The organism is Streptococcus sp. 'group B' (assembly GCF_002073795.1).
Lineage (GTDB): Bacteria > Bacillota > Bacilli > Lactobacillales > Streptococcaceae > Streptococcus > Streptococcus agalactiae.
Window position 1 is genome coordinate 494,491 of record NZ_CP020432.1, and the last position, 25,589, is coordinate 520,079.

Annotated in this window: 20 protein-coding genes and 1 pseudogene; 20 read left to right on the forward strand and 1 reads right to left on the reverse strand. The window is 36.1% G+C overall.

Annotated features, from left to right (window positions below):
* The first annotated feature begins 2 nt into the window (after positions 1-2).
* From glyS to A6J68_RS02920, 12 genes are all read left to right on the forward strand, one after another.
* Positions 3-2,042: a glycine--tRNA ligase subunit beta gene (gene glyS, locus A6J68_RS02865; protein ID WP_000159096.1), complete on the forward strand. Its 2,040-nt coding sequence runs from the start codon at positions 3-5 to the stop codon at positions 2,040-2,042.
* A gap of 11 nt (positions 2,043-2,053) precedes the next feature.
* Positions 2,054-2,311: a DUF896 family protein gene (locus A6J68_RS02870; protein WP_000371297.1), complete on the forward strand. Its 258-nt coding sequence runs from the start codon at positions 2,054-2,056 to the stop codon at positions 2,309-2,311.
* An 88-nt stretch (positions 2,312-2,399) separates the two neighbouring features.
* Positions 2,400-2,663, forward strand: a complete 264-nt coding sequence (locus A6J68_RS02875) for a DUF1294 domain-containing protein (RefSeq protein ID WP_000571497.1) — start codon at positions 2,400-2,402, stop codon at positions 2,661-2,663.
* A gap of 114 nt (positions 2,664-2,777) precedes the next feature.
* Positions 2,778-4,286 (forward strand): glycerol kinase GlpK, encoded by a 1,509-nt coding sequence (gene glpK / locus A6J68_RS02880; RefSeq protein WP_000093530.1) that lies wholly within the window; start codon positions 2,778-2,780, stop codon positions 4,284-4,286.
* 12 nt (positions 4,287-4,298) lie between these two features.
* On the forward strand, positions 4,299-6,128 hold the full coding sequence (gene glpO, locus A6J68_RS02885; RefSeq protein WP_000396087.1) for a type 1 glycerol-3-phosphate oxidase: 1,830 nt from the start codon (positions 4,299-4,301) through the stop codon (positions 6,126-6,128).
* Between the two features lie 11 nt (positions 6,129-6,139).
* The gene (locus tag A6J68_RS02890) at positions 6,140-6,838 is read left to right on the forward strand and encodes an MIP/aquaporin family protein (protein WP_000350761.1); all 699 of its coding nucleotides are present in this window, start codon (positions 6,140-6,142) and stop codon (positions 6,836-6,838) included.
* An 87-nt stretch (positions 6,839-6,925) separates the two neighbouring features.
* Positions 6,926-8,263, forward strand: a complete 1,338-nt coding sequence (locus A6J68_RS02895; protein ID WP_000137255.1) for an FAD/NAD(P)-binding oxidoreductase — start codon at positions 6,926-6,928, stop codon at positions 8,261-8,263.
* Positions 8,254-9,684, forward strand: coding sequence for a helix-turn-helix domain-containing protein (locus tag A6J68_RS02900; RefSeq protein ID WP_001217289.1), 1,431 nt, complete (start codon positions 8,254-8,256; stop codon positions 9,682-9,684). The genes A6J68_RS02895 and A6J68_RS02900 overlap by 10 nt, the downstream gene beginning before the upstream one ends.
* 124 nt (positions 9,685-9,808) lie before the next feature.
* The gene (gene tkt, locus A6J68_RS02905) at positions 9,809-11,794 is read left to right on the forward strand and encodes a transketolase (RefSeq protein WP_000141859.1); all 1,986 of its coding nucleotides are present in this window, start codon (positions 9,809-9,811) and stop codon (positions 11,792-11,794) included.
* A 211-nt stretch (positions 11,795-12,005) separates the two neighbouring features.
* Positions 12,006-12,311, forward strand: coding sequence for a bacteriocin immunity protein (locus A6J68_RS02910; protein ID WP_000711207.1), 306 nt, complete (start codon positions 12,006-12,008; stop codon positions 12,309-12,311).
* 19 nt (positions 12,312-12,330) lie between these two features.
* Positions 12,331-13,065: an ABC transporter ATP-binding protein gene (locus tag A6J68_RS02915; protein ID WP_000589158.1), complete on the forward strand. Its 735-nt coding sequence runs from the start codon at positions 12,331-12,333 to the stop codon at positions 13,063-13,065.
* Between the two features lie 3 nt (positions 13,066-13,068).
* Positions 13,069-14,673 carry a hypothetical protein gene (locus tag A6J68_RS02920; RefSeq protein ID WP_001104593.1) on the forward strand — a complete coding sequence of 535 codons (1,605 nt, stop codon included), beginning with the start codon at positions 13,069-13,071 and terminating at the stop codon, positions 14,671-14,673.
* A gap of 207 nt (positions 14,674-14,880) precedes the next feature.
* Here A6J68_RS02920 and A6J68_RS02925 read toward each other — a convergent pair.
* Positions 14,881-16,267 (reverse strand): annotated as a pseudogene (locus A6J68_RS02925) (PTS transporter subunit EIIC).
* Positions 16,268-16,407: 140 nt separating this feature from the next.
* On the opposite strand from A6J68_RS02925, the gene proB reads away from it, so the two are divergent.
* The 8 genes from proB to A6J68_RS02965 all read left to right on the forward strand — a co-directional run bounded on the left by proB (position 16,408) and on the right by A6J68_RS02965 (position 25,510).
* A complete protein-coding gene (gene proB, locus A6J68_RS02930) occupies positions 16,408-17,211 on the forward strand; it encodes a glutamate 5-kinase (RefSeq protein WP_000820348.1) in 804 nt (267 codons plus the stop codon).
* 9 nt (positions 17,212-17,220) lie between these two features.
* Positions 17,221-18,474 (forward strand): glutamate-5-semialdehyde dehydrogenase, encoded by a 1,254-nt coding sequence (locus A6J68_RS02935; protein WP_000221011.1) that lies wholly within the window; start codon positions 17,221-17,223, stop codon positions 18,472-18,474.
* An 82-nt stretch (positions 18,475-18,556) separates the two neighbouring features.
* On the forward strand, positions 18,557-19,504 hold the full coding sequence (gene rsmH / locus A6J68_RS02940) for a 16S rRNA (cytosine(1402)-N(4))-methyltransferase RsmH (protein WP_000180267.1): 948 nt from the start codon (positions 18,557-18,559) through the stop codon (positions 19,502-19,504).
* A 14-nt stretch (positions 19,505-19,518) separates the two neighbouring features.
* Positions 19,519-19,845, forward strand: a complete 327-nt coding sequence (gene ftsL, locus A6J68_RS02945; RefSeq protein ID WP_000180568.1) for a cell division protein FtsL — start codon at positions 19,519-19,521, stop codon at positions 19,843-19,845.
* Between the two features lie 3 nt (positions 19,846-19,848).
* Positions 19,849-22,107 (forward strand): penicillin-binding protein PBP2X, encoded by a 2,259-nt coding sequence (gene pbp2X / locus A6J68_RS02950; RefSeq protein WP_000142549.1) that lies wholly within the window; start codon positions 19,849-19,851, stop codon positions 22,105-22,107.
* A 1-nt stretch (position 22,108) separates the two neighbouring features.
* A complete protein-coding gene (gene mraY, locus A6J68_RS02955; protein ID WP_000480024.1) occupies positions 22,109-23,119 on the forward strand; it encodes a phospho-N-acetylmuramoyl-pentapeptide-transferase in 1,011 nt (336 codons plus the stop codon).
* A gap of 97 nt (positions 23,120-23,216) precedes the next feature.
* Positions 23,217-24,560 (forward strand): DEAD/DEAH box helicase, encoded by a 1,344-nt coding sequence (locus A6J68_RS02960; RefSeq protein WP_000008544.1) that lies wholly within the window; start codon positions 23,217-23,219, stop codon positions 24,558-24,560.
* A gap of 137 nt (positions 24,561-24,697) precedes the next feature.
* Positions 24,698-25,510, forward strand: a complete 813-nt coding sequence (locus A6J68_RS02965; RefSeq protein ID WP_000473467.1) for an amino acid ABC transporter substrate-binding protein — start codon at positions 24,698-24,700, stop codon at positions 25,508-25,510.
* The last annotated feature ends 79 nt before the right edge of the window (positions 25,511-25,589 follow it).

Genomic DNA, 25,589 nt, shown 5'->3' on the forward strand with positions numbered 1-25,589 from the left:
AAATGACTAAAGATTTATTATTGGAGCTTGGACTTGAAGAGTTGCCAGCTTATGTTGTGACACCGAGTGAGAAGCAATTGGGCCAAAAAATGGTCAAGTTTTTAGAGGATCATCGTTTATCATTTGAAACTGTTCAAACTTTTTCAACTCCACGTCGTTTGGCTGTTCGTGTTAAAGGATTGGCAGACCAGCAGACAGATTTAACAGAAGATTTCAAGGGTCCTTCTAAGAAAATTGCTTTGGATGCAGAAGGGAATTTTTCTAAAGCAGCCCAAGGTTTTGTTCGCGGAAAAGGTTTAAGTGTTGATGATATCGAATTTCGTGAAGTTAAGGGAGAAGAATATGTTTATGTCACTAAGCATGAAACTGGAAAAAGTGCGATTGATGTTTTAGCGAGTGTGACAGAGGTATTAACAGAATTGACTTTCCCAGTGAACATGCATTGGGCAAATAATAGTTTTGAATATATTCGTCCAGTTCACACTTTAGTGGTATTATTAGATGATCAAGCCTTAGAGCTAGACTTCCTTGATATTCATTCAGGGCGTATTAGTCGAGGACACCGTTTCTTGGGTTCTGACACTGAAATTTCATCTGCCAGTTCGTATGAAGATGACTTGCGACAACAATTTGTTATTGCTGATGCAAAAGAACGTCAGCAAATGATTGTTAATCAAATTCATGCTATCGAAGAAAAGAAAAATATTTCAGTTGAAATTGACGAAGATTTACTAAATGAAGTGCTTAATTTAGTTGAGTATCCGACAGCATTCTTGGGTTCATTTGACGAGAAATACCTTGATGTACCTGAAGAAGTTTTAGTCACTTCAATGAAAAATCATCAACGCTATTTTGTTGTTCGCGACAGGGATGGAAAATTGTTACCAAACTTTATTTCTGTGCGTAATGGAAATGCTGAGCATATCGAAAATGTTATAAAAGGCAATGAAAAAGTTTTAGTGGCTCGTCTTGAAGATGGTGAATTCTTCTGGCAAGAAGATCAGAAACTTAATATTGCAGATTTAGTTGAGAAATTAAAACAAGTAACTTTCCATGAAAAAATTGGTTCACTTTATGAACATATGGATCGTGTAAAAGTTATTTCACAACATTTGGCTGATAAGGCAGGTCTTTCTGATGAAGAAAAATTAGCTGTGCTTCGAGCTGCAAGTATTTATAAATTTGACCTCTTAACTGGAATGGTTGATGAGTTTGATGAATTACAAGGTATTATGGGTGAGAAATATGCCTTACTTGCAGGGGAACAGCCCGCAGTAGCAGCAGCGATACGTGAACATTATATGCCGACATCGGCCGATGGAGAGCTTCCAGAAACCAGAATTGGTGCAATTCTAGCGTTAGCTGATAAATTTGACACCTTACTTTCATTCTTCTCAGTTGGTTTGATTCCAAGTGGTTCAAATGATCCATATGCTCTTCGTCGAGCTACTCAGGGGATTGTCCGTATTTTGGAAGCTTTTGGTTGGGATATCCCACTTGATGAATTAGTAACTAACCTTTATGGTCTATCGTTTGCTAGTTTAGATTATGCTAATCAAAAAGAGGTCATGGCCTTTATTTCAGCTCGTATTGAAAAGATGATTGGCTCTAAGGTCCCTAAAGATATTCGAGAAGCCGTTTTAGAATCAGACACTTATATTGTTAGCCTTATTCTAGAAGCTAGCCAAGCATTGGTGCAAAAGAGCAAGGATGCTCAATATAAAGTTTCCGTTGAAAGTTTGTCACGTGCATTTAATTTAGCTGAAAAAGTTACTCATTCTGTATCGGTGGACTCTTCATTGTTTGAAAATAATCAGGAGAAGGCGCTATATCAAGCTATTTTGTCACTTGAACTGACTGAGGATATGCATGACAACTTAGATAAGCTTTTCGCACTTAGTCCAATTATTAATGATTTCTTTGATAATACAATGGTAATGACAGATGATGAAAAAATGAAACAAAATCGTCTGGCTTTACTCAATAGCCTTGTTGCAAAGGCAAGAACAGTCGCTGCTTTTAACTTATTAAACACAAAATAAGGAGGCATTTTATGGATCCTAAAAAAATTGCTCGTATTAACGAGCTTTCAAAAAAGAAAAAAACAGTTGGATTGACCGGAGAAGAGAAGGTTGAACAAGCAAAGCTCCGTGAAGAGTATATTGAAGGTTTCCGCCGATCAGTCCGTCACCACGTTGAAGGAATTAAATTAGTGGATGATGAGGGCAATGATGTTACCCCGGAAAAACTTCGTCAAGTCCAGAGAGAAAAAGGACTACATGGTCGTAGTTTGGATGATCCAAATTCTTAATGGTGAGACAATTTTAAATTAAAGTCAACACTTGGGTGGGGCAAAAGATAATCTTTGTCTCGCCTTTTTTATTAGGAAGGAAAAAATAATGATTGAATTACTATTAGCATTACTGTTATGGAATATTTTAGTATTTGCAACCTATGCTATTGATAAAAGGCGTGCAATTAGAGGGGCATGGCGTATTAGTGAGAAAACATTGTTGATAGAGAGTTTATTATTAGGGGGATTTGGTGCATTCCTAGGTGGAGAAGTTTTTCGACATAAAACGACTAAATGGTATTTTAGACTAGTTTGGTATATCGGAATGATTATTGATTTAGCTATTATTTGGCTAATTTGGTGTTATTGATGATATCTTATCAAAAATTTTAGGGGCATATTAAATTTTTGATAGTGCAGGATAGACTGATTTAGGTATAATAGAATTACAAAAAGAAAACGCTTACTTTTAAGGAGGAAGTTTATGTCTTCAGAAGAAAAATACGTTATGGCGATTGACCAGGGAACAACAAGTTCTCGAGCAATTATTTTTAATAAAAAAGGTGAAAAAATTGCGAGTAGCCAAAAAGAATTTCCCCAAATTTTTCCTCAAGCAGGCTGGGTAGAGCATAATGCTAATCAGATTTGGAATTCTGTTCAATCTGTCATTGCTGGAGCTTTTATTGAATCAAGCATCAAACCTGGACAGATAGAGGCTATTGGTATTACCAATCAACGTGAAACAACTGTTGTTTGGGATAAAAAAACAGGTCTTCCAATTTATAATGCTATTGTATGGCAATCGCGACAAACAGCCCCGATTGCTGATCAATTGAAGCAAGAAGGTCATACTAATATGATTCATGAAAAAACTGGTCTTGTCATTGATGCTTACTTCTCGGCAACAAAAGTTCGTTGGATTTTAGACCATGTTCCTGGAGCACAGGAACGTGCTGAAAAAGGAGAGTTGCTTTTTGGAACAATTGATACTTGGTTAGTTTGGAAGTTAACTGACGGTCTCGTCCATGTTACAGACTATTCAAATGCTGCTCGTACGATGCTTTATAATATTAAAGAACTTAAATGGGATGATGAAATTTTAGAGTTACTGAATATTCCTAAAGCAATGTTACCAGAAGTAAAATCTAATTCTGAAGTTTATGGGAAAACTACTCCATTCCATTTTTATGGTGGAGAGGTGCCAATTTCTGGTATGGCTGGTGACCAACAGGCAGCATTATTTGGACAGTTGGCCTTTGAACCTGGTATGGTAAAAAACACTTATGGTACAGGTTCCTTCATTATCATGAATACGGGCGAAGAGATGCAACTGTCTCAAAATAATCTATTAACAACGATTGGTTACGGCATTAATGGTAAGGTTCATTATGCACTTGAAGGATCAATCTTCATTGCAGGAAGCGCTATTCAATGGTTACGTGATGGTCTTAGAATGATTGAAACGTCAAGTGAGTCAGAAGGCCTTGCTCAATCATCAACAAGTGACGATGAGGTTTATGTGGTTCCAGCTTTTACAGGTTTGGGTGCACCGTATTGGGATTCAAATGCTAGAGGGTCAGTATTTGGATTAACTCGTGGGACAAGTAAAGAAGATTTTGTTAAAGCTACACTTCAGTCAATTGCTTATCAAGTACGAGACGTTATTGACACTATGCAAGTTGATTCAGGAATTGATATCCAACAACTTCGTGTAGATGGTGGAGCTGCAATGAATAATTTATTAATGCAATTCCAAGCGGATATTTTAGGGATTGATATTGCTCGTGCGAAGAACCTTGAAACTACTGCCTTGGGTGCAGCTTTCTTAGCCGGACTTTCAGTTGGCTATTGGGAAAGTATGGATGAACTAAAAGAACTGAACGCAACAGGACAACTTTTCCAAGCAACAATGAATGAGTCTCGAAAAGAAAAACTGTATAAAGGGTGGAGAAAAGCTGTCAAAGCGACACAAGTATTTGCTCAAGAGGATTAAGGGGGTGTAGAGATGGAATTTTCACGAGAAACACGACGTTTAGCCTTACAAAGAATGCAAGATCGTACTCTGGATTTACTTATCATAGGTGGGGGTATCACAGGCGCTGGTGTCGCTTTACAAGCAGCAGCTAGTGGATTAGATACTGGACTTATTGAAATGCAAGATTTTGCAGAAGGGACAAGTAGTCGCTCAACAAAATTGGTCCATGGTGGTCTTCGTTACTTGAAGCAATTTGATGTAGAAGTTGTTTCTGATACAGTATCAGAGCGTGCAGTCGTGCAGCAAATTGCACCACACATTCCTAAGCCAGATCCAATGCTTTTACCGGTTTACGATGAGCCGGGTTCTACTTTTAGTATGTTTCGCCTTAAAGTGGCTATGGATTTATATGATTTATTAGCAGGTGTGACAAACACACCCGCAGCCAATAAAGTTTTAAGCGCAGAAGATGTTCTTAAGCGTGAGCCTGATTTACAAAAAGAAGGTTTGCTAGGCGGAGGGGTCTATTTAGATTTCCGTAATAACGATGCACGCCTAGTGATTGAAAATATTAAACGTGCTAATAGGGATGGAGCTTATATTGCCAGTCATGTCAAAGCTGAGGACTTCTTATTTGATGACAACAATCAAATTATAGGAGTACGTGCGCGTGATTTGTTGACTGACCAAGTTATCGATATAAAAGCTAGACTTGTTATTAATACAACTGGACCTTGGAGTGACACCGTTCGCAACTTCTCCAATGAAGGTAAACAAATTCATCAATTACGTCCAACTAAGGGAGTTCACTTAGTTGTAGATCGCCAAAAATTAAATGTTTCTCAACCTGTTTATGTTGATACAGGTCTAAATGATGGTCGCATGATTTTTGTTTTGCCACGTGAAGATAAGACTTATTTTGGAACCACAGATACTGATTACCATGGAGACTTAGAACATCCTACGGTAACTAAAGAAGATGTTGACTACCTCCTTAATATTGTAAACAAACGCTTCCCAGAAGCAGAGCTTACTATTGATGATATTGAGAGTTCATGGGCAGGTCTGCGTCCACTACTATCAGGGAATAGTGCCTCTGACTATAATGGAGGCAATAGTGGAAAACTAAGCGATGAAAGTTTTGAAGAATTAATTGATTCCGTTAAAGATTATATTGCACATAAAAATCATCGTGAGGATGTTGAAAAAGCTATTTCTCATGTAGAATCTAGTACTTCTGAAAAAGAATTGGACCCATCAGCTGTTTCTCGAGGATCAAGTTTTGAGCGTGATGATAATGGCCTATTAACACTTGCTGGTGGTAAAATTACTGATTATCGAAAAATGGCAGAAGGTGCCATGGAAACTATTATTAACATTTTGGATAAAGAATATAATCGCAAGTTTAAACTAATCAATTCTAAAACCTATCCTGTTTCAGGAGGAGAGATTAACCCATCTAATGTTGATTCTGAAATTGAAGCTTATGCTCAATTGGGCACACTAAGTGGTTTAAGTATTGAGGATGCACGTTATATTGCTAACCTTTATGGGTCAAATGCACCAAAATTATTTGCATTGACACGCCAAATTACAGAAGCAGAAGGTCTGAGCTTGGTAGAAACGTTGTCACTTCACTATGCTATGGATTATGAAATGGCGCTTAGCCCAACGGATTTCTTCTTAAGACGTACGAATCATATGCTTTTCATGAGAGATAATTTAGATTCTTTGATTCAGCCTGTTATTGATGAGATGGCTAAACATTATCAATGGTCTGATCAAGACAAAACTTTCTATGAAGAAGAATTACATGAGACTCTAAAAGACAATGACTTGGCAGCTTTGAAGGATAATTGAAGGAGATAATAATGGATATTTTTGGAGAATTCTTAGGAACAGCTCTCTTAGTCTTACTTGGTAATGGTGTTGTAGCAGGTGTTGTTTTGCCTAAAACGAAGAATCATAATTCTGGATGGATTGTTATCACATTTGGATGGGGGCTTGCTGTAGCTATTGCAGCGTTGGTATCTGGCAATATTAGCCCTGCCCACTTGAATCCAGCTGTGTCATTAGCTTTTGCGATCAAAGGTGATTTAGCTTGGGGAACAGCTATTCTTTATATGATTGCACAGATTATTGGTGCAATGCTAGGTTCACTTCTTGTTTATTTGCAATTTAGACCCCATTATGAGGCTGCAGAAAATAAAGCAGATATCCTTGGAACTTTTGCAACTGGTCCGGCTTTGAAGGATAATTTTTCCAATTTTTTAAGTGAAGTATTGGGAACACTTGTTCTTGTACTTACTATTTTTGCCATCGGAAAATACAATATGCCTCCAGGAGTTGGTACGATGAGTGTTGGTATGTTAGTGGTTGGGATTGGTCTATCGCTCGGTGGAACAACAGGTTATGCTATTAATCCTGCACGTGATTTTGGTCCTCGTTTATTGCATGCCTTGTTACCGATGAAGAACAAAGGTGATTCTGATTGGACTTATTCATGGATTCCGATAGTAGGACCTATGGTAGGAGCTATTTTAGCAGCCTTAATATTTGCTATGATGTAAGAGATTTTTGATGCTGAGACCGACTTTATGGTCTCAGTTTTTTGTTACCGTTTTCAAAAATAACTTCTTTTGTTATAATAAGTAATTATGACAGAAAAATATGTAAATAAAGTAATTGTCATTTTAGGAGCTTCTTTTGCTGGTATGACTTGTGCGCAGAAATTACGCCAATTAAATCCTAATTGGGATATCGTTTTGATTGATAAAGAAATTCATCCAGATTATGTTCCAAATGGCTTAAATTGGTATTATCGTCACGAAATTAGTGGTTTAAATCAGGCCATGTGGCAGACAGAAGAAGAGCAACGGTTGCAGAATATACGCTGTCTATTTGGTCTAAAAGTTGAGAAAATTAATAAAGAAGATAGGGAATTAATGTTATCAGATGGTTCTTCTGTCTATTATGATCAATTGATTTGTGCCATGGGCTCCCAAGCAGAATCAACTTATATTGATGGGGCTGATGCGCAAGGTGTTTTAACAACAAAAACTTATGCAACTAGTCAAAATGCTAAGCAGGTATTAGATAAAAGTCATAAGGTAGCAGTTGTTGGGGCAGGTATCATCGGTTTAGATATTGCTTATAGTTTACATGAATCAGGGAAGGCGGTCACTTTGTTAGAAGCTCAAGAAAGACCAGACTTCAGGCATACAGATCCTGATATGTCCCTTCCTTTACTTGATGCGATGGCTGAATCAAAACTACATTTTTTCCAAAATCAAAAGGTTGAGAAAATTACTGTAACCCGAGAAGAAAAACTTTGTTTGCGAACGCTAACAGGAGACACCTTTACAGTTGATACTGTCATATTAGCTGTTAATTTTCGTCCGGATAGTCGTCTTTTAACTGGGTTGGTTGATTTAAGTGTTGATAATAGTGTTGTTGTAAATGATTATTTCCAAACGAGTGACCCTAATATCTATGCTATTGGCGATTTGATTTGGTCGTATTTTAAAGGTCTTAATAGTGCTTATTATATGCCCTTAATTAACCAAGCAATCCGTTCGGCACAAATGTTGGCATACCATTTATCGGGACATGCTGTTCCAAAATTAAAAATAACACGCGCTACAGGATCTAAACACTTTGGCTATTATAGAGCTAACATTGGATTAACTGAGCTGGAAGCTGGTCTTTACGAGGATACCGTTAGTGTTACTTATTTCCCTAAAGAACAGTATGATTTAAGGATAAAATTGATTGCTAATCAAAAAACGGGCCATTTATTGGGGGCTCAATTAATCTCAAAGGAAAATTGTTTGGCTACTGCCAATCAGCTTGTTCAAGCTATATCGTGTGACATGACAGATTTTGATTTGGCTTTTCAAGATTTCATTTATACAGCTAGAGAATCTGAGATGGCTTATATGTTACATCAAGCAGCTATCAACCTTTATGAAAAGAGGATTGGGCTATGCGAATAGAAGCTCTAATGGAAAAAGAAAGGCGTGTTCAATATCGGCTACTTTCTTTTTTAAGAGGCTCTCCTCAGGCAATAGCACTGAAGTTAGCTTTATTAGAAACTGGTTTAAGTCGAGCAACTTTGCTTAAATATATCAATAATCTTAATAGCTACTTTGAACAAGAAAAAGTTAATTGTCGAATCGTTTATTATAAGGATAAGTTATTTTTAGAAGAGGATTATAACTTATCCAATCAAGAAGTGTTGAAAGCTCTGATGAAAGATAGTATTAAATACACTATCTTAATATCTTTATTTAATCAGCGTCAGTTCACAATCGTTGGTCTTTCTCAAGAATTGATGGTTAGTGAGGCTACTTTAAATCGTCATCTTGCTCATCTCAATGAATTGTTAGCGGAATTTGATATTGCTATTTCACAAGGAAAACAGATTGGTGATGAATTGCAATGGCGTTATTTTTATTATGAATTATTCAAGCAACTATGGTCTTATGACAAGTGCCAAAATATGATAAAGAAATTAGACTTAGACTCATTAATTCTATTAATAGAGCGCTTGGCTCAACATACTTTAACTCGAGAAGCTCAGCAAAATCTGGGGCTTTGGTTTAGTATTTGTCATCATCGTCTCCTTGCTATGGAAAAACTATCTGATAATCTCAAGCCCATTGTGGAACATTATCAATGTAATGCTTTTTATAAACGGTTAGACGCAGCCTTAGTTTTGTATATGAGTCGTTTTGCTCTTGAGTATAGGGAAGGAGAAGTTCTGGCAACTTTTGCTTTTCTACATTCACAAAATATTTTACCAATCAATACAATGGAATACATCATGGGATTTGGAGGCCCGATTATTGATTGTGTAACCGAAACAATCATCTACTTTAAAAAGGAGAGTATTTTAGCTGACGAGACATCAGATCAGGTTATTTACCAACTTGGTCAGTTATATAGCCATTATTATTTCTTTAAAGGTCATATTTTAGTTGAACAACCTGATTTAGAACAAACGTATCGACTTATTGATCATAATATGAGGGATAAGTTGCATGATATTTCAAAGAAGATTATTGCAAATGTTAATCGAATTAGACCTTTAACAGAAGATGGTTGTTCTTTGCTGACTTTACATTTGTTGGAATTGCTTATTTTCTCGAAAAATAGTCAAAAAATGCCCTTTAGGATTGGCCTAGATATGACAGGTAATGCTGTGGAACAGTCATTGTTGGAATATCGCATTCGACAACATTTCTCTGGTAATAATTCTATTCAAGTCGAACCTTATGACGAAGGAAAGGGATTTGATATGGTTATTTATCAGAGTCGCTCAAGACCTTATAAAGCCAAACTAACCTATTGCCTTAATAAAGGTGCTTCAGAGCGAGAACTACAGGAAATAGATTCACTTATTTATGACAATTAATCCCATTACTTAATTGAATGGTTTTAATTCCTCCAGAAATTGTTAAAACGTTTACGTATTTTATGTTATAATATCAAAGACGAACAATTTTAAATTTAGTTGTTAAAAACAGAAAGGTTTTATCATGACATTTGACACCATTGATCAATTAGCGGTTAATACAGTCCGCACGCTTTCTATTGATGCTATCCAAGCAGCAAATTCTGGGCACCCAGGTCTTCCTATGGGAGCTGCGCCTATGGCTTATGTGCTTTGGAATAAATTCTTAAATGTAAACCCAAAAACAAGTCGCAATTGGACAAACCGTGACCGTTTTGTACTTTCAGCTGGGCATGGTTCAGCTCTTCTTTATAGCCTACTTCATTTAGCTGGCTATGATTTATCAATTGATGATTTAAAACAATTCCGCCAATGGGGATCAAAAACACCTGGACATCCAGAAGTTAACCATACTGATGGTGTAGAAGCAACAACTGGACCTTTAGGGCAAGGTATTGCTAATGCTGTTGGTATGGCAATGGCTGAAGCTCATTTGGCTGCTAAATTTAATAAACCAGGCTTTGATTTAGTTGATCATTACACTTATACACTTCATGGTGATGGTTGTTTGATGGAGGGTGTTAGCCAAGAAGCTGCCAGTCTTGCTGGACACTTAAAACTTGGTAAATTGGTCCTTCTTTATGATTCAAATGATATCTCACTTGATGGTCCAACGTCTCAATCATTTACAGAAGATGTTAAAGGGCGTTTTGAATCATATGGTTGGCAACATATCTTAGTTAAAGATGGTAATGATTTAGAAGCGATTGCTGCAGCAATTGAAGCTGCTAAAGCTGAAACTGATAAACCAACCATTATTGAAGTTAAAACTATTATTGGATTTGGCGCAGAGAAACAGGGAACATCTTCAGTTCATGGAGCGCCACTTGGTGCAGAAGGTATTACTTTTGCCAAGAAGGCTTATGGATGGGAATATCCAGACTTTACTGTTCCTGCTGAAGTTGCAGCTCGATTTGCCTCAGATCTTCAAGCGCGTGGTGCGAAGGCAGAAGAGGCATGGAATGATCTTTTTGCTAAATATGAAGTTGAGTATCCAGAATTAGCAGCTGAATACAAAGAAGCTTTTGCTGGCCAAGCTGAGACAGTTGAATTGAAAGCTCATGACCTAGGTTCATCAGTGGCTAGTCGTGTTTCAAGCCAACAAGCTATTCAACAATTATCGACTCAATTACCGAACCTCTGGGGAGGGTCAGCAGACCTCTCAGCTTCTAATAACACAATGGTAGCAGCAGAAACAGATTTCCAAGCAAGTAACTACGCTGGGCGTAACATTTGGTTTGGTGTACGTGAATTTGCAATGGCTGCTGCAATGAATGGAATTGCGCTTCATGGTGGGACTCGTGTTTATGGGGGTACATTCTTTGTCTTCTCAAACTACTTGTTACCAGCAGTACGTATGGCTGCACTTCAAAACTTGCCAACTGTCTATGTTATGACACATGATTCTATTGCTGTTGGAGAAGATGGGCCAACTCATGAGCCAATAGAACAATTAGCATCAGTGCGCTCAATGCCTAATTTGAACGTTATCCGTCCCGCAGACGGTAATGAAACAAACGCTGCATGGCAACGAGCTGTATCAGAGACAGATCGACCAACGATGCTTGTTTTAACACGTCAAAACTTACCAGTTCTTGAAGGAACATCAGAATTAGCCCAAGAAGGGGTTAATAAAGGTGCTTATATTTTATCAGAAGCTAAAGGTGAACTTGATGGTATCATCATTGCAACAGGTTCAGAAGTTAAATTAGCTTTAGATACTCAAGACAAACTTGAGTCAGAGGGCATCCATGTTCGCGTCGTATCTATGCCAGCACAAAACATTTTTGATGAACAAGAGGCTTCATATCAAGAGCAAGTGCTTCCATCAGCTGTTACAAAACGTCTTGCTATTGAGGCAGGATCAAGCTTCGGTTGGGGTAAATATGTTGGTTTAAATGGGCTAACACTTACTATTGATACTTGGGGAGCATCAGCACCAGGTAACAGAATTTTCGAAGAGTATGGCTTTACAGTTGAGAATGCTGTATCGCTATATAAAGAACTTTAAGAGCATGAAGAAGTTGGGAAAAATACCTCAACTTCTTTTTGTAAGATATAGGATGGATTTGAGAATAGTTTTGATAGACTGATAAGTGATGGAAAGCACTCTTTTTTGAAAACGTTTGACAAACATTCCATAGCGCAGTATAATTGATAAAACTATTGTATATATAAAATAATACAACTATTATTAATTATCTTTTTAGAAAGGTTTGTTTATGAAGAAGGAGTGTCGTGATTTTTATCGGCAGATACAGCATACTTACAATGATATATCTGTCCGTGAAGATGCAGTGCTATCATCAATACTATTATCAGCATCGAATGGTTTGATAAAAACTAGCGATGTACCTCGTGTTGCTTATGAGTTAACTCAGCAATTGGAAAATAATGAGATAGAAAAATCTTTCGAGTCATTAGCTACAGTTAAGGAATTAAAAAAATCTGCTAAAAAATTGTCTGAGAGATATGAGCAAAATAAGGTAACAACGGGATTGCTTTCTAAAGTATTTGGAAATCATTAGGAGATAAAAGAAGATTTTTATGATTAAGTTTGAACATGTTTCGAAAGTATACGGGGAAAAAGAAGCTCTCAGTGATTTAACCCTCTCCATTAAAGATGGTGAGATTTTTGGATTAATCGGTCACAATGGAGCAGGAAAAACAACGACAATTAGTATTCTAACATCTATTATTGATGCAACTTATGGCCAAGTCTATATTGATGACCTACTTTTGACAGAACATCGTGACCAAATTAAGAAAAAAATAGGTTATGTACCGGACTCGCCAGATATTTTCTTGAATTTAACAGCAGAGGAATACTGGTACTTTTTAGCTAAAATTTATGATGTTGCCCCAGAAGATATTGAAGCACGTATCACAAAATTGGTAGACATATTTGAACTAGAGGAGCAGCGCTATAATCCTATTGAAAGTTTTTCACATGGTATGCGTCAAAAAGTCATTGTTATAGGTGCCCTTCTTCCAAATCCTGACATTTGGATTCTAGATGAGCCATTAACTGGTTTAGATCCTCAAGCTTCTTTTGATTTGAAAGAAATGATGAAAGAACATGCTAAAAATGGAAAAACAGTTATTTTTTCAACACATGTCTTAGCAGTTGCAGAACAGTTATGCGACAGAATAGGTATTTTGAAACAAGGGAAATTAATCTTTGTCGGTAGCTTAGGTGAGTTAAAAATGCAATATCCAGATAAAGATTTGGAAACTATCTATTTGGAATTAGCAGGACGTCAAGCTAATAGGGAGGGATAAAGTATGAATTGGTCACGTATCTGGGAACTCGTAAAAATTAATATCCTTTATTCAAACCCTCAGACTCTATCGGCACTAAGAAAAAAGCAAGAAAAGCATCCTAAAAAAGAATTTTCAGCTTATAAATCCATGTTTAGAAATCAGTTATTTCAGATTTTGCTCTTTTCAATAATTTATGTATTTCTCTTTGTATCACTTGATTTTAAAGAATATCCGGGCTATTTCACGTTCTACATTGGTATCTTTACACTAGTATCCATTATCTACTCTTTTATTGCGATGTACAGTGTTTTCTATGAGAGTGACGATGTTAAACAATATGCTTATTTGCCTATTAAATCTGAAGAGCTTTATGTTGCTAAAATTTTTGCAACATTTGGGATGTCTGTAACTTTTCTAATGCCAATCCTAACCTTAATGATTGTGGCTTATTGGCGTATAATAGGTGGCCCACTTGCGGTCCTCCTAGCAATCATAAATTTTGCTATTTTATTTTTATCGGTAACGGTGATTTCATTGTATATTAATAGTTTAATAGGCCGTGCCATTATTCGAAGTGCTAATCGGAAACTTATTTCTACTATATTAATTTCACTAGCTACATTTGGAGCGATAGTTCCCTTATTATTTGTGAATATGACCAGTCAAAAGATGGTACAAGGGAAATTACAAGATATCGCTCCAATTTCTTATGTCAGAGGTTATTATGATATTGTTACAGCGCCGTTTAGTATGGAGAGTCTTCTCAACTATTATCTCCCGCTCTTAATCATTTTATTCTTGATAGGTGCTATTTATAAATGGGTTATGCCACGCTACTATCAGGAGTTGTTGTATGGACAGGTCAAGCAGAGAAAAGTCCATCGTCAAATCGATTTTAGTAAACGTGAGTCAATTAATAAAACTCTTGTTAAACACCATTTATCAAGTTTACAAAATGCGACATTATTGACAAATACATTTTTAATGCCACTATTATATCTAGCAATGTTCATTGTTCCAATTTTGAATAATGGTAAAGAGATTGGTCGATTTTTTAATGAAAATTATTTTGGGATAGCTTTTCTAGCAGGAATATTAATAGGTAGTTTATGTGTGATGCCAGCTAGCATTGTAGGGGTAGGTATTTCTTTAGAAAAAAGTAATTTCTACTTTATAAAAAGTTTGCCTATATCATTTTCGTATTTCTTAAAGCATAAATTTGTAACTTTGATAACATTACAACTTGCAGTTCCTACTTTTATTTATTTCTTGGTAGGATTCTTTCTACTTAAACTATCAATCCTCGTTTTATTGAGCTTCATTTTAGGTCTAGTCTTCATGGGACTTATCGAAGGCCAGTTTATTTATAGACGTGACTATAAACATTTGTTCTTGAATTGGCAAGAGGTTACGCAACTATTTAATAGAGGGTTAGGCCAATGGCTGTTAGTTGGTTCATTGTTTGGAATGATGATAATAGGTAGTTTTCTTATTGGAATAAGTATTTTTTGGTCAATGGTATGGAATACTGTAGCTGTCAATATCATAATCCTTATCATTGGGTTGCTCATATTATCAATTTGCCAATACTTACTGCTAAAAAATTTTTGGAAGAAGCTTGTTTAGTAAAAAGATTTTAGAAAAATCATACAGTAAGAATAATGCTTAATAACTGAGATAGTTATAGCGGATAAAATAAAGGCTTGTTGTGGACTTTACGGTTGGAAGGCAGCCACTGTAATCCTTTGTTTAATAACGCTAGTTTTAGCTCTAAAATATTTGATTTTTATTGCTATCTATTATATCTTATCAGACAAAGAGACTAGGGATAACCTAGTCTCTTTGTCTGATGCTAACTTGTTTTTCGTAATATTGTGCTAGAATGAATGTCAATATAGCAGTTGTGCTTACAGTAATGATAACTGCAATAAGTATGGTAATAAAAAGATGTGTTGAAGTATGACTGATATAAAGAAATAGACCTGGTAGACCAGAAGAGCCTACAGCGAAGCGGTGAGCGTTCATTATACCGGCATAGAGTCCTCCAAGACCACCACCAATAAGTGAGGCTATTAGAGGATAACGTTTCGGAAGGTTGACACCATATAAGATAGGTTCGGTGATTCCCATATAAGCTGTTATGGCAGCAGGTCCAGCAATTTCTTTAAGCTTTTTTTCTTTTGTTATAAGAGTCACCACTGTACCTGCAGTTGCTTGTGCGATATTTGAGCAGAGCATGCCTGGTCCAAAAATAGAATCAACCCCTAATTTCGCTAGTTGTGTGATTCCTAATGCAGCAATTCCACTATGAACACCAAACATGATTAGGATAGGAGCAAATGCTCCTACTAGAAAAGCAGGTGCCCAACTGGCGTATTTGGATAAAAAAAGTAAAAATAACAGCTAAATATTGGCCAGCGATAGTACCCATTGGTCCCAATATAGAGAACGACAAAATTCCCATGCTGAGAAATATTAACATAGGAACAAGCACTAAACGTAGTGATTTAGGAATAATTTGATTTAAATATTTTTCTATATAAGCCTGAACACAAATAATTAGAATAATGGGAATGACACTTGATGCATAGTTAGTAAGTGTGAATGGGATCGTATGGAATAAGGATACTGGTTTACCAGAAGCTACTAAATTAGCCCAATTAGGGTGAAGGAGCATGACAACAGTTCCCAAAGCTAAAATAGGATTAGCCTTCAATTTTTGAGCAGCTGTGATGGCGATTAAGATAGGTAAAAAATAGAAAACACCATCTGCAAAAAGATTTAGTAATATATATGTTTGAGATAACGGTGTCAAGATTTTGAATACTAGTAATAAAGCTAGCAATGCCTTAATCATACCAGCGCCTGATAGAGCTGGTAAAATCGGTTGGAAAGTCCCAGAAACAAAATCAATAATTCGACTAACTGCTTTGGCTTTTTTGGTTTGTTCTGTTTTAGTCGTTGAGTTAGTTTCAATGAGGGAGTTAATTTCTTCAAACACTTTTGCGACATGAGTCCCGATCACTATCTGATGTTGCCCTCCGCTGATAACGACAGTTTTTACCTCTTTTAAAGTTTTTAATTGCTCAAGGTTTACTTTCGTCGGATCATTGAGACTAAAGCGAAGGCGTGTTTGACAATGGTAAACATTGTTAATATTATTTTGCCCACCAAGGTGTTTGATGATATTTTTTGACAAGGTGATGTATTCTCTAGACATAATATCTCCTTAATACTTATAAAACGTTTTCCGATTCTAGATTATAGCATAGTAATAAAAGAAAACACTTGGAAATGCTTGTGAATTTTCAATGATGTTTTCAGATAGCATTCCTAAAGGGTCTATGATATAATTTTTTTATGAAAAGACATTTTGAGACAACTAGAAGAATTGTTATTAAAGTAGGAACCAGTTCCCTCGTACAGACAAGTGGGAAAATTAATTTAAGTAAAATAGACCATTTAGCATTTGTTATTTCTAGTCTTATGAATAAAGGTATGGAGGTGATTTTAGTATCATCTGGAGCTATGGGGTTTGGTTTAGACATTTTGAAAATGGATAAGCGTCCTCAAGAAATATCACAACAACAAGCAGTTTCTAGCGTAGGACAAGTAGCCATGATGAGTCTTTATTCTCAGATATTTTCGCACTATCAAACTCATGTTTCCCAAATTTTATTAACACGTGACGTTGTGGTTTTTCCAGAGAGTTTGCAAAATGTAACAAACTCTTTTGAGAGTCTGCTCTCTATGGGAATTTTGCCAATCGTCAATGAGAATGATGCTGTCAGCGTGGATGAGATGGATCATAAAACGAAGTTTGGGGACAATGACCGTCTCTCTGCTGTCGTTGCTAAAATTACTAAAGCAGATTTATTAATTATGCTGTCAGATATTGATGGTCTTTTTGATAAAAATCCTAATATTTATGATGATGCTGTTTTACGTAGTCATGTTTCTGAGATCACCGATGACATCATTAAGTCAGCTGGAGGAGCAGGAAGTAAGTTTGGTACTGGTGGCATGCTTAGTAAAATTAAAAGTGCACAAATGGTGTTTGATAACAATGGACAAATGATATTGATGAATGGCGCCAATCCTCGTGATATTTTAAAGGTGTTAGATGGGCATAATATTGGAACTTATTTTGCTCAAGGAAAGTGAGATTGAGTTATGACGTATATTGAAATATTAGGGCAAAATGCTAAAAAAGCTAGTCAATCAGTAGCACGATTAAGTACAGCTAGTAAAAATGAGATACTCAGGGACTTAGCGAGAAACATAGTGGCTGATACTGAAACCATTTTGACTGAGAATGCTCGCGATGTTGCTAAGGCAAAAGATAATGGTATCTCAGAAATTATGGTGGACCGTCTACGACTAAACAAAGACCGCATACAGGCGATAGCAAACGGTATTTATCAGGTAGCAGATTTGGCAGATCCGATTGGTCAAGTTGTTAGTGGTTATACAAATTTAGATGGTTTAAAAATCCTTAAAAAAAGAGTGCCTTTAGGGGTTATTGCAATGATATTTGAAAGTCGTCCCAATGTATCGGTGGATGCCTTTAGTTTAGCTTTTAAAACAGGGAACGCTATTATTTTACGTGGTGGTAAAGATGCTATTTTTTCAAATACTGCCTTGGTTAATTGTATGCGCCAAACATTGCAAGATACAGGCCACAACCCAGATATAGTACAATTAGTTGAAGATACTAGTCATGTTGTAGCAGAGGAGTTAATGCAGGCAACAGACTACGTGGACGTCTTAATTCCAAGAGGTGGTACAAAATTAATTCAAACGGTGAAGGAAAAGTCAAAGATTCCTGTTATCGAAACAGGTGTTGGAAATGTTCATATCTATATTGATGAATTTGCAGATTTAGATATGGCAGCTAAGATTGTTATTAATGCTAAAACCCAACGCCCTAGTGTCTGTAATGCTGCTGAAGGGTTAGTTGTTCATCAAGCTATTGCTAAGGGATTTTTATCTCAATTGGAGAAAATGCTCAAAGAATCGAACCAGTCAGTTGAATTTCGTGCCGATGAGGAAGCTTTACAACTTTTAGAAAATGCTGTTGCTGCAAGTGAGACTGATTATGCTACTGAATTTTTAGACTATATTATGTCAGTAAAAGTAGTAGATTCTTTTGAACAAGCAATTAGCTGGATTAATAAATACAGTAGTCATCACTCAGAAGCTATCATTACTAATAATATCAGTAGGGCAGAAATTTTTCAGGATATGGTAGATGCAGCGGCAGTTTATGTTAATGCTTCAACACGTTTTACAGATGGTTTCGTTTTTGGACTCGGAGCAGAGATTGGTATTTCGACTCAAAAATTACACGCGCGTGGACCGATGGGATTAGAAGCTTTAACAAGTACAAAATACTATATTAATGGAACTGGTCAAGTAAGGGAATAGTTGACCTATAATAGGAGAGATTGCATTTATCGGTCTCTCTTTTACTTTTCTAAAGTTTAGGATTTATGGTACAATTAAAGTTATGACAAACGATTTTCATCATATTACTGTGCTTTTGCACGAGACTGTGGATATGCTTGATATTAAGCCGGATGGTACCTATGTAGATGCTACTTTAGGTGGGGCAGGACACAGCGAATATCTTCTTTCACAATTAGGCCCAGATGGGCACCTTTACGCATTTGACCAAGACCAGAAGGCTATTGACATTGCTCATATACGTTTAAAGAAATATGTGGATACCGGTCAAGTAACCTTTATCAAAGATAATTTCAGAAATCTATCTTCTAACTTAAAAGCATTAGGAGTGTCGGAAATTAATGGTATTTGTTATGATTTAGGTGTATCAAGCCCACAGCTGGACGAGCGTGAACGCGGTTTCTCATATAAACAAGATGCCCCCCTTGATATGCGAATGAATAGAGAGCAGAGCCTTACAGCTTATGACGTTGTGAACACTTATAGTTATCATGATTTAGTAAGGATTTTCTTTAAGTATGGCGAAGATAAATTTTCAAAACAAATTGCTCGAAAAATTGAGCAAGTACGAGCTGAAAAACCAATATCTACAACAACAGAATTGGCTGAGATTATCAAATCGTCTAAATCTGCCAAAGAACTGAAGAAAAAAGGTCACCCAGCTAAACAAATTTTTCAAGCTATTCGTATTGAAGTCAATGACGAACTAGGAGCTGCAGATGAATCTATACAACAAGCAATGGACTTATTAGCTGTTGATGGTCGTATATCTGTCATCACTTTTCATTCTTTAGAAGATCGTCTTACTAAGCAACTTTTTAAAGAAGCATCAACAGTAGAAGTACCTAAAGGTCTTCCTTTTATACCAGATGATTTACAACCTAAGATGGAGCTCGTTAATCGTAAACCCATCTTACCAAGTCAAGAAGAACTAGAAGCGAACAATCGTGCCCATTCAGCGAAATTGAGAGTAGCGCGTCGTATTCGATAATAAGAAAGAAACTTATGACAAATGAAAAACGAACTGAAGCAGTAACACAAACCTTACAACGTCACATCAAGACTTTCTCTCGCATTGAGAAAGCTTTTTATGGCGCTATTGTAATTACTGCTATTATCATGGCAGTCGGTATTATTTACTTGCAAAGTAATAGTTTACAAGTTAAACAAGAAGTAAATCAATTAAATAGTAAAATCAACGATAAACAGACAGAATTTGACAATGCTAAACAAGAAGTAAATGAGCTTTCTAATCGTGATCGAATTACTAAAATTGCTAAAGATGCTGGTTTAACAATTCAAAACGACAATATTTATCGGAAGGTGGACTAGTCTGTGACTTTTTTTAAAAAGCTAAAAAAAATCTTCCTTGATTATGTGATCCATATAAGAGATAGGCGTTCGCCGCAGAAAAATAGGGAAAGAGTAGGTCAAAATCTGATGATTTTAACCATTTTCCTATTTTTCATTTTTATCATCAACTTTGTCATCATCGTTGGTACAGATAGTAAATTTGGGGTTAATTTATCCAAGGAAGCCAAGAAAGTCTATCAACAAAGTATGACAGTACAGGCGAAGCGTGGGACAATTTACGACCGTAATGGAAATCCTATCGCTGAGGATGCTACGACCTATAGTCTCTACGCTATTATCTCAAAGAACTATACGACAGCTACAGGTCAAAAACTATATGTACAACCTTCTCAGTATGAAAAAGTAGCTAGTATCTTAGAGAATAAATTGGGCATGAAGAAAAATCTTGTCCTAAAACAACTCAATCAAAAGAAATTGTTTCAAGTTTCCTTTGGAAGTTCAGGTTCAGGATTGTCTTATACCAAGATGGCTGACATCAAGAAAACGATGGAAAAGTCAGATATCAAAGGAATTGGTTTTTCTACCAGTCCGGGGCGTATTTATCCAAATGGGATATTTGCTTCACAATTTATAGGATTTACTCTTCCTCAGGATGATGGAGATGGAAAAAAATTAGTTGGTAATACAGGCCTTGAAGCGGCACTTAACAAGGTATTATCAGGTACTGATGGCAAAGTAACATACGAAAAAGACCGTAGTGGGAATGTTCTTTTAGGTACTGCAACAACAGAACGTAGGGCGGTTAATGGTAAGGATATCTACACAACTTTATCAGAGCCTATTCAGACTGTTTTAGAGACTCAGATGGATGTTTTCGCAGAAAAAACCAAAGGAAAATTTGCGAGTGCTACAGTTGTCAACGCTAAAACGGGAGAAATTCTAGCAACGAGTCAGCGTCCTACTTATAATCCTTCTACCCTTAAAGGTTACGATAAGAAAAATTTGGGTACCTATAACACACTACTATATGATAATTTTTTTGAACCTGGTTCAACAATGAAGGTAATGACTCTAGCCTCTGCAATTGATTCTAAGCATTTTAACTCTACTGAAGTGTATAACAGTGCACAATATAAAATTGCAGATGCGGTTATTCGAGATTGGGATGTCAATGAAGGGTTATCATCTGGTAGTTATATGACTTTTCCACAAGGGTTTGCACATTCCAGTAACGTTGGTATGGTAACCTTGGAACAAAAAATGGGACGAGATAAATGGTTAAACTATCTTTCTAAGTTTAAATTTGGTTACCCAACACGTTTTGGGATGCTTCATGAAAGTGGAGGTTTGTTCCCATCTGACAATGAAGTAACTATCGCTATGAGCTCATTTGGTCAAGGTATTGGTGTAACGCAAGTTCAAATGTTGCGCGCATTTACGTCTATCTCGAATGATGGTGTTATGTTACAACCACAGTTTATTAGCAGTATTTATGATCCAAATACAGGGACTTCTCGTACAGCACGAAAAGAAGTCGTTGGAAAACCAGTTTCCAAAGAAGCAGCTAGTAAAACACGTGATTATATGGTTACTGTTGGGACAGATCCTTATTATGGTACATTATACGCAGCAGGTGCCCCAGTTATTCAGGTGGGGAATCAATCAGTTGCAGTAAAATCTGGTACTGCCCAAATCGCCCAGGAAGGTGGTGGTGGTTATCTGCAAGGAAAAAATGATACTATTAACTCAGTTGTGGCTATGGTGCCATCGGAAAATCCTGACTTCATCATGTATGTTACCATCCAACAACCCGAAAAATTTAGTATCACATTCTGGAAAGATGTTGTTAATCCTGTTTTAGAACAAGCAACAGCAATGAAAGAAACGATATTAAAACCGGTATTGAATGACTCAGAACATCAGACAAAATATAAACTATCAAAAATAGTTGGTGAAAATCCAGGTCATGTAGCGGAAGAATTACGTCGTAATCTGGTTCAGCCAATTATTTTAGGAAATGGTAGTAAAGTTTCTAAAGTATCTAAAAGACCAGGAGCTAATCTTGCTGAGAATGAACAGCTACTAGTATTAACAAATAAACTGACTGAATTACCTGATATGTATGGTTGGTCTAAAGCAAACGTTGAACAGTTTGCTAAATGGACAGGTATAAAAGTGACCTATAAAGGTTCAACCTCAGGTAAAGTAAGAAAACAAAGTATTGATGTTGGAAAATCCATCAATAAAATTAAAAAAATCAAAATTACAATAGGAGATTAACATGTTTTTAAGTATAATGGCAGGTGTCATAGCATTTGTCCTGACAGTTATTGCCATTCCACGCTTCATTAAGTTTTACCAATTGAAGAAAATTGGCGGGCAACAAATGCATGAAGATGTCAAACAACATCTAGCCAAAGCAGGTACGCCGACAATGGGAGGAACGGTATTTTTGGTTGTTGCTCTTCTTGTCTCACTTATTTTTAGTATTATTTTATCTAAAGAAAATAGTGGTAATTTAGGTGCAACTTTTGGTATTTTATCTGTTGTTCTCATCTATGGAATTATTGGTTTTTTAGATGATTTTTTGAAAATTTTTAAACAAATCAATGAGGGCTTGACTCCAAAGCAAAAAATGTCGCTCCAACTAATTGCGGGTCTAATTTTTTATTTTGTCCATGTGTTACCAAGTGGCACATCTGCGATAAATATTTTTGGTTTTAACCTTGAAGTAGGATACTTATACGCTTTTTTTGTTCTTTTCTGGGTTGTTGGTTTTTCAAATGCTGTGAACCTAACAGATGGAATTGATGGTCTAGCTTCTATTTCGGTTGTTATCAGTTTGATTACTTATGGAATCATTGCTTATAATCAAACGCAATTTGATATTTTATTGATTATCGTTATCATGATTGGTGCTTTACTTGGCTTTTTTGTCTTTAATCATAAACCAGCTAAAGTCTTTATGGGAGATGTTGGTTCACTTGCATTGGGTGCTATGTTAGCAGCCATTTCAATTGCCTTACGTCAGGAATGGACCTTGCTTTTTATCGGCTTTGTCTATGTTTTTGAGACGTCTTCAGTGATGTTGCAAGTAGCATACTTTAAGTATACTAAGAAGAAAACTGGTGTTGGGAAACGTATCTTCCGCATGACACCATTTCATCACCATTTAGAATTAGGTGGTGTGTCTGGCAAAGGTAATAAATGGAGCGAATGGAAAGTAGATGCTTTTTTATGGGCTATTGGTATTTTCATGAGCGCTATTACACTTGCTATTTTATATCTTTAAACTTTATTAGGGGATGTGGTATGGACTGCCAGATTCCCTTTTGCTTTCTTGTAGCCTTTAATGGTATAATGAACATAATAATAGTAAGGAAATAGACATGTCATTTAAAGATTTTAATTTTAAACCATACATTCAGAGGGCTCTCGATGAGTTAAAATTCGTCGATCCAACTGATGTTCAAGCTAAATTGATTCCAGTTGTTCGTTCAGGCCGCGATCTTGTGGGGGAATCGAAAACTGGTTCTGGTAAAACCCACACCTTTTTACTTCCTATTTTTGAGAAGCTAGATGAAAGTAGTGATGATGTTCAAGTTGTTATTACTGCACCAAGTAGAGAGTTGGCAACACAAATTTATCAGGCAACTAAACAAATTGCTGAGCATTCAGAGCAAGAAATACGGGTGGTTAACTATGTTGGTGGTACTGACAAATTACGTCAAATTGAAAAGTTGAAAGTAAGCCAACCTCATATTGTCATTGGAACCCCAGGACGTATTTATGATTTGGTGAAGTCAGGTGATTTAGTTATTCATAAGGCGCATACTTTTGTGGTTGATGAAGCAGATATGACTCTGGATATGGGATTCCTTGATACCGTTGATAAGATTGCAGGGTCTTTACCCAAGGATGTTCAAATTTTAGTCTTTTCAGCAACGATTCCACAAAAATTACAGCCATTTTTAAAGAAATATTTGACCAATCCAGTAATGGAAAAAATCAAAACAGCAACAGTTATCGCTGATACCATCGATAACTGGCTTTTGTCCACTAAAGGACGTGATAAAAATGCACAAATTTTGGAACTCTCTAAACTAATGCAGCCTTACCTTGCAATGATATTTGTTAATACGAAAGAGCGTGCAGACGAATTACACTCGTATCTTTCTAGTAATGGCTTAAAAGTAGCTAAAATTCATGGTGGGATTGCACCTCGTGAACGTAAACGTATTATGAATCAGGTTAAAAACCTCGAATTTGAATATATCGTTGCAACAGATTTAGCAGCGCGTGGTATTGATATTGAAGGTGTTAGCCATGTTATCAATGATGCCATCCCTCAAGACCTATCTTTCTTTGTCCACCGTGTCGGTCGCACAGGCCGTAATGGCTTATCTGGTACTGCTATAACTTTATATCAGCCAAGTGACGATTCTGATATTCGTGAACTTGAAAAACTAGGTATTAATTTTATTCCTAAAGTCATTAAAAACGGTGAATTTCAAGATACATACGACCGTGATCGTCGTAATAACCGTGAAAAGTCCTATCAAAAATTAGATACAGAAATGATTGGACTTGTGAAAAAGAAAAAGAAAAAAATAAAACCAGGTTACAAGAAAAAAATTCAATGGAAAGTTGAAGAAAAGCGTCGCAAAGAGCGTAGAGCAAGTAATCGTGCTAAGGGGCGTGCGGAGCGCAAAGCTAAAAAACAAAGTTTTTAAAATTATTAAAGTCTGAAATCAGTTCGTTTCAGGCTTTTTTATTGATATAAAATCTTTATCACCTGATAAGGAAATACTATTATACAGATAGATTTTAGAGTGTTAGACTAGTAATATGATATTTTAGGAGAATTCTTATGTTTAAAAAAATAATATTATCTATTGCAACTATAGCCGCAACCGCCAGCCTAGCAGTATCAGTTCAGGCGTCAGAGAAAGTAGAACTTAAAGTAGCTACAGATTCTGACACGGCACCATTTACTTATCAAAAAGACGGGAAATTCAAAGGTTATGACGTTGATGTTGTCAAAGCTGTTTTTAAAGGTAGTAAGTACAAAGTAACCTTCAAGACAGTTCCTTTTGATACTATTTCAACAGGTATTGATGCAGGGAAATTTGATTTATCAGCTAATGATTTTTCATATAATAAAGAAAGAGCAGAAAAATATCTCTTCTCAGATCCTATATCCCGTTCAAATTATGCCGTAGTAGGGAAGAAGGGGAGCCATTACAAATCATTAAGTGACCTCTCTGGAAAATCAACAGAAGTTTTATCTGGCGTTAACTATGCACAGGTTCTAGAAAATTGGAATAAAAATCATCCTAATAAAAAACCAATAAAAATCAAATATGTTTCTGGGACAACTGGTGTTACTAGCAGATTAAAAAATATTGAGAGTGGAAAAATTGACTTTATCCTATATGATGCCATTTCATCTGACTATATTGTAAAAGATCAATCATTAAACTTAAGCGTTTCTCCTTTGAAAGGTAAAATTGGTAATAATAAGGATGGATTAGAATACCTCCTTTTACCAAAAGATAAAAAAGGTAAAACTCTACAGAAATTTATAAATAAGCGTATTAAAGTTTTGAAAGAAGATGGTACTTTGGCACGTTTAAGTAAACAATATTTCGGTGGAGATTACGTTTCAAACATTGATAAATAAATCAGTGAGACTATAAGTTTTATCTTTTTACATGTGAGAGTTTGCGTGATAGAATAACGAAGATAAGAAAGTTTAGAAA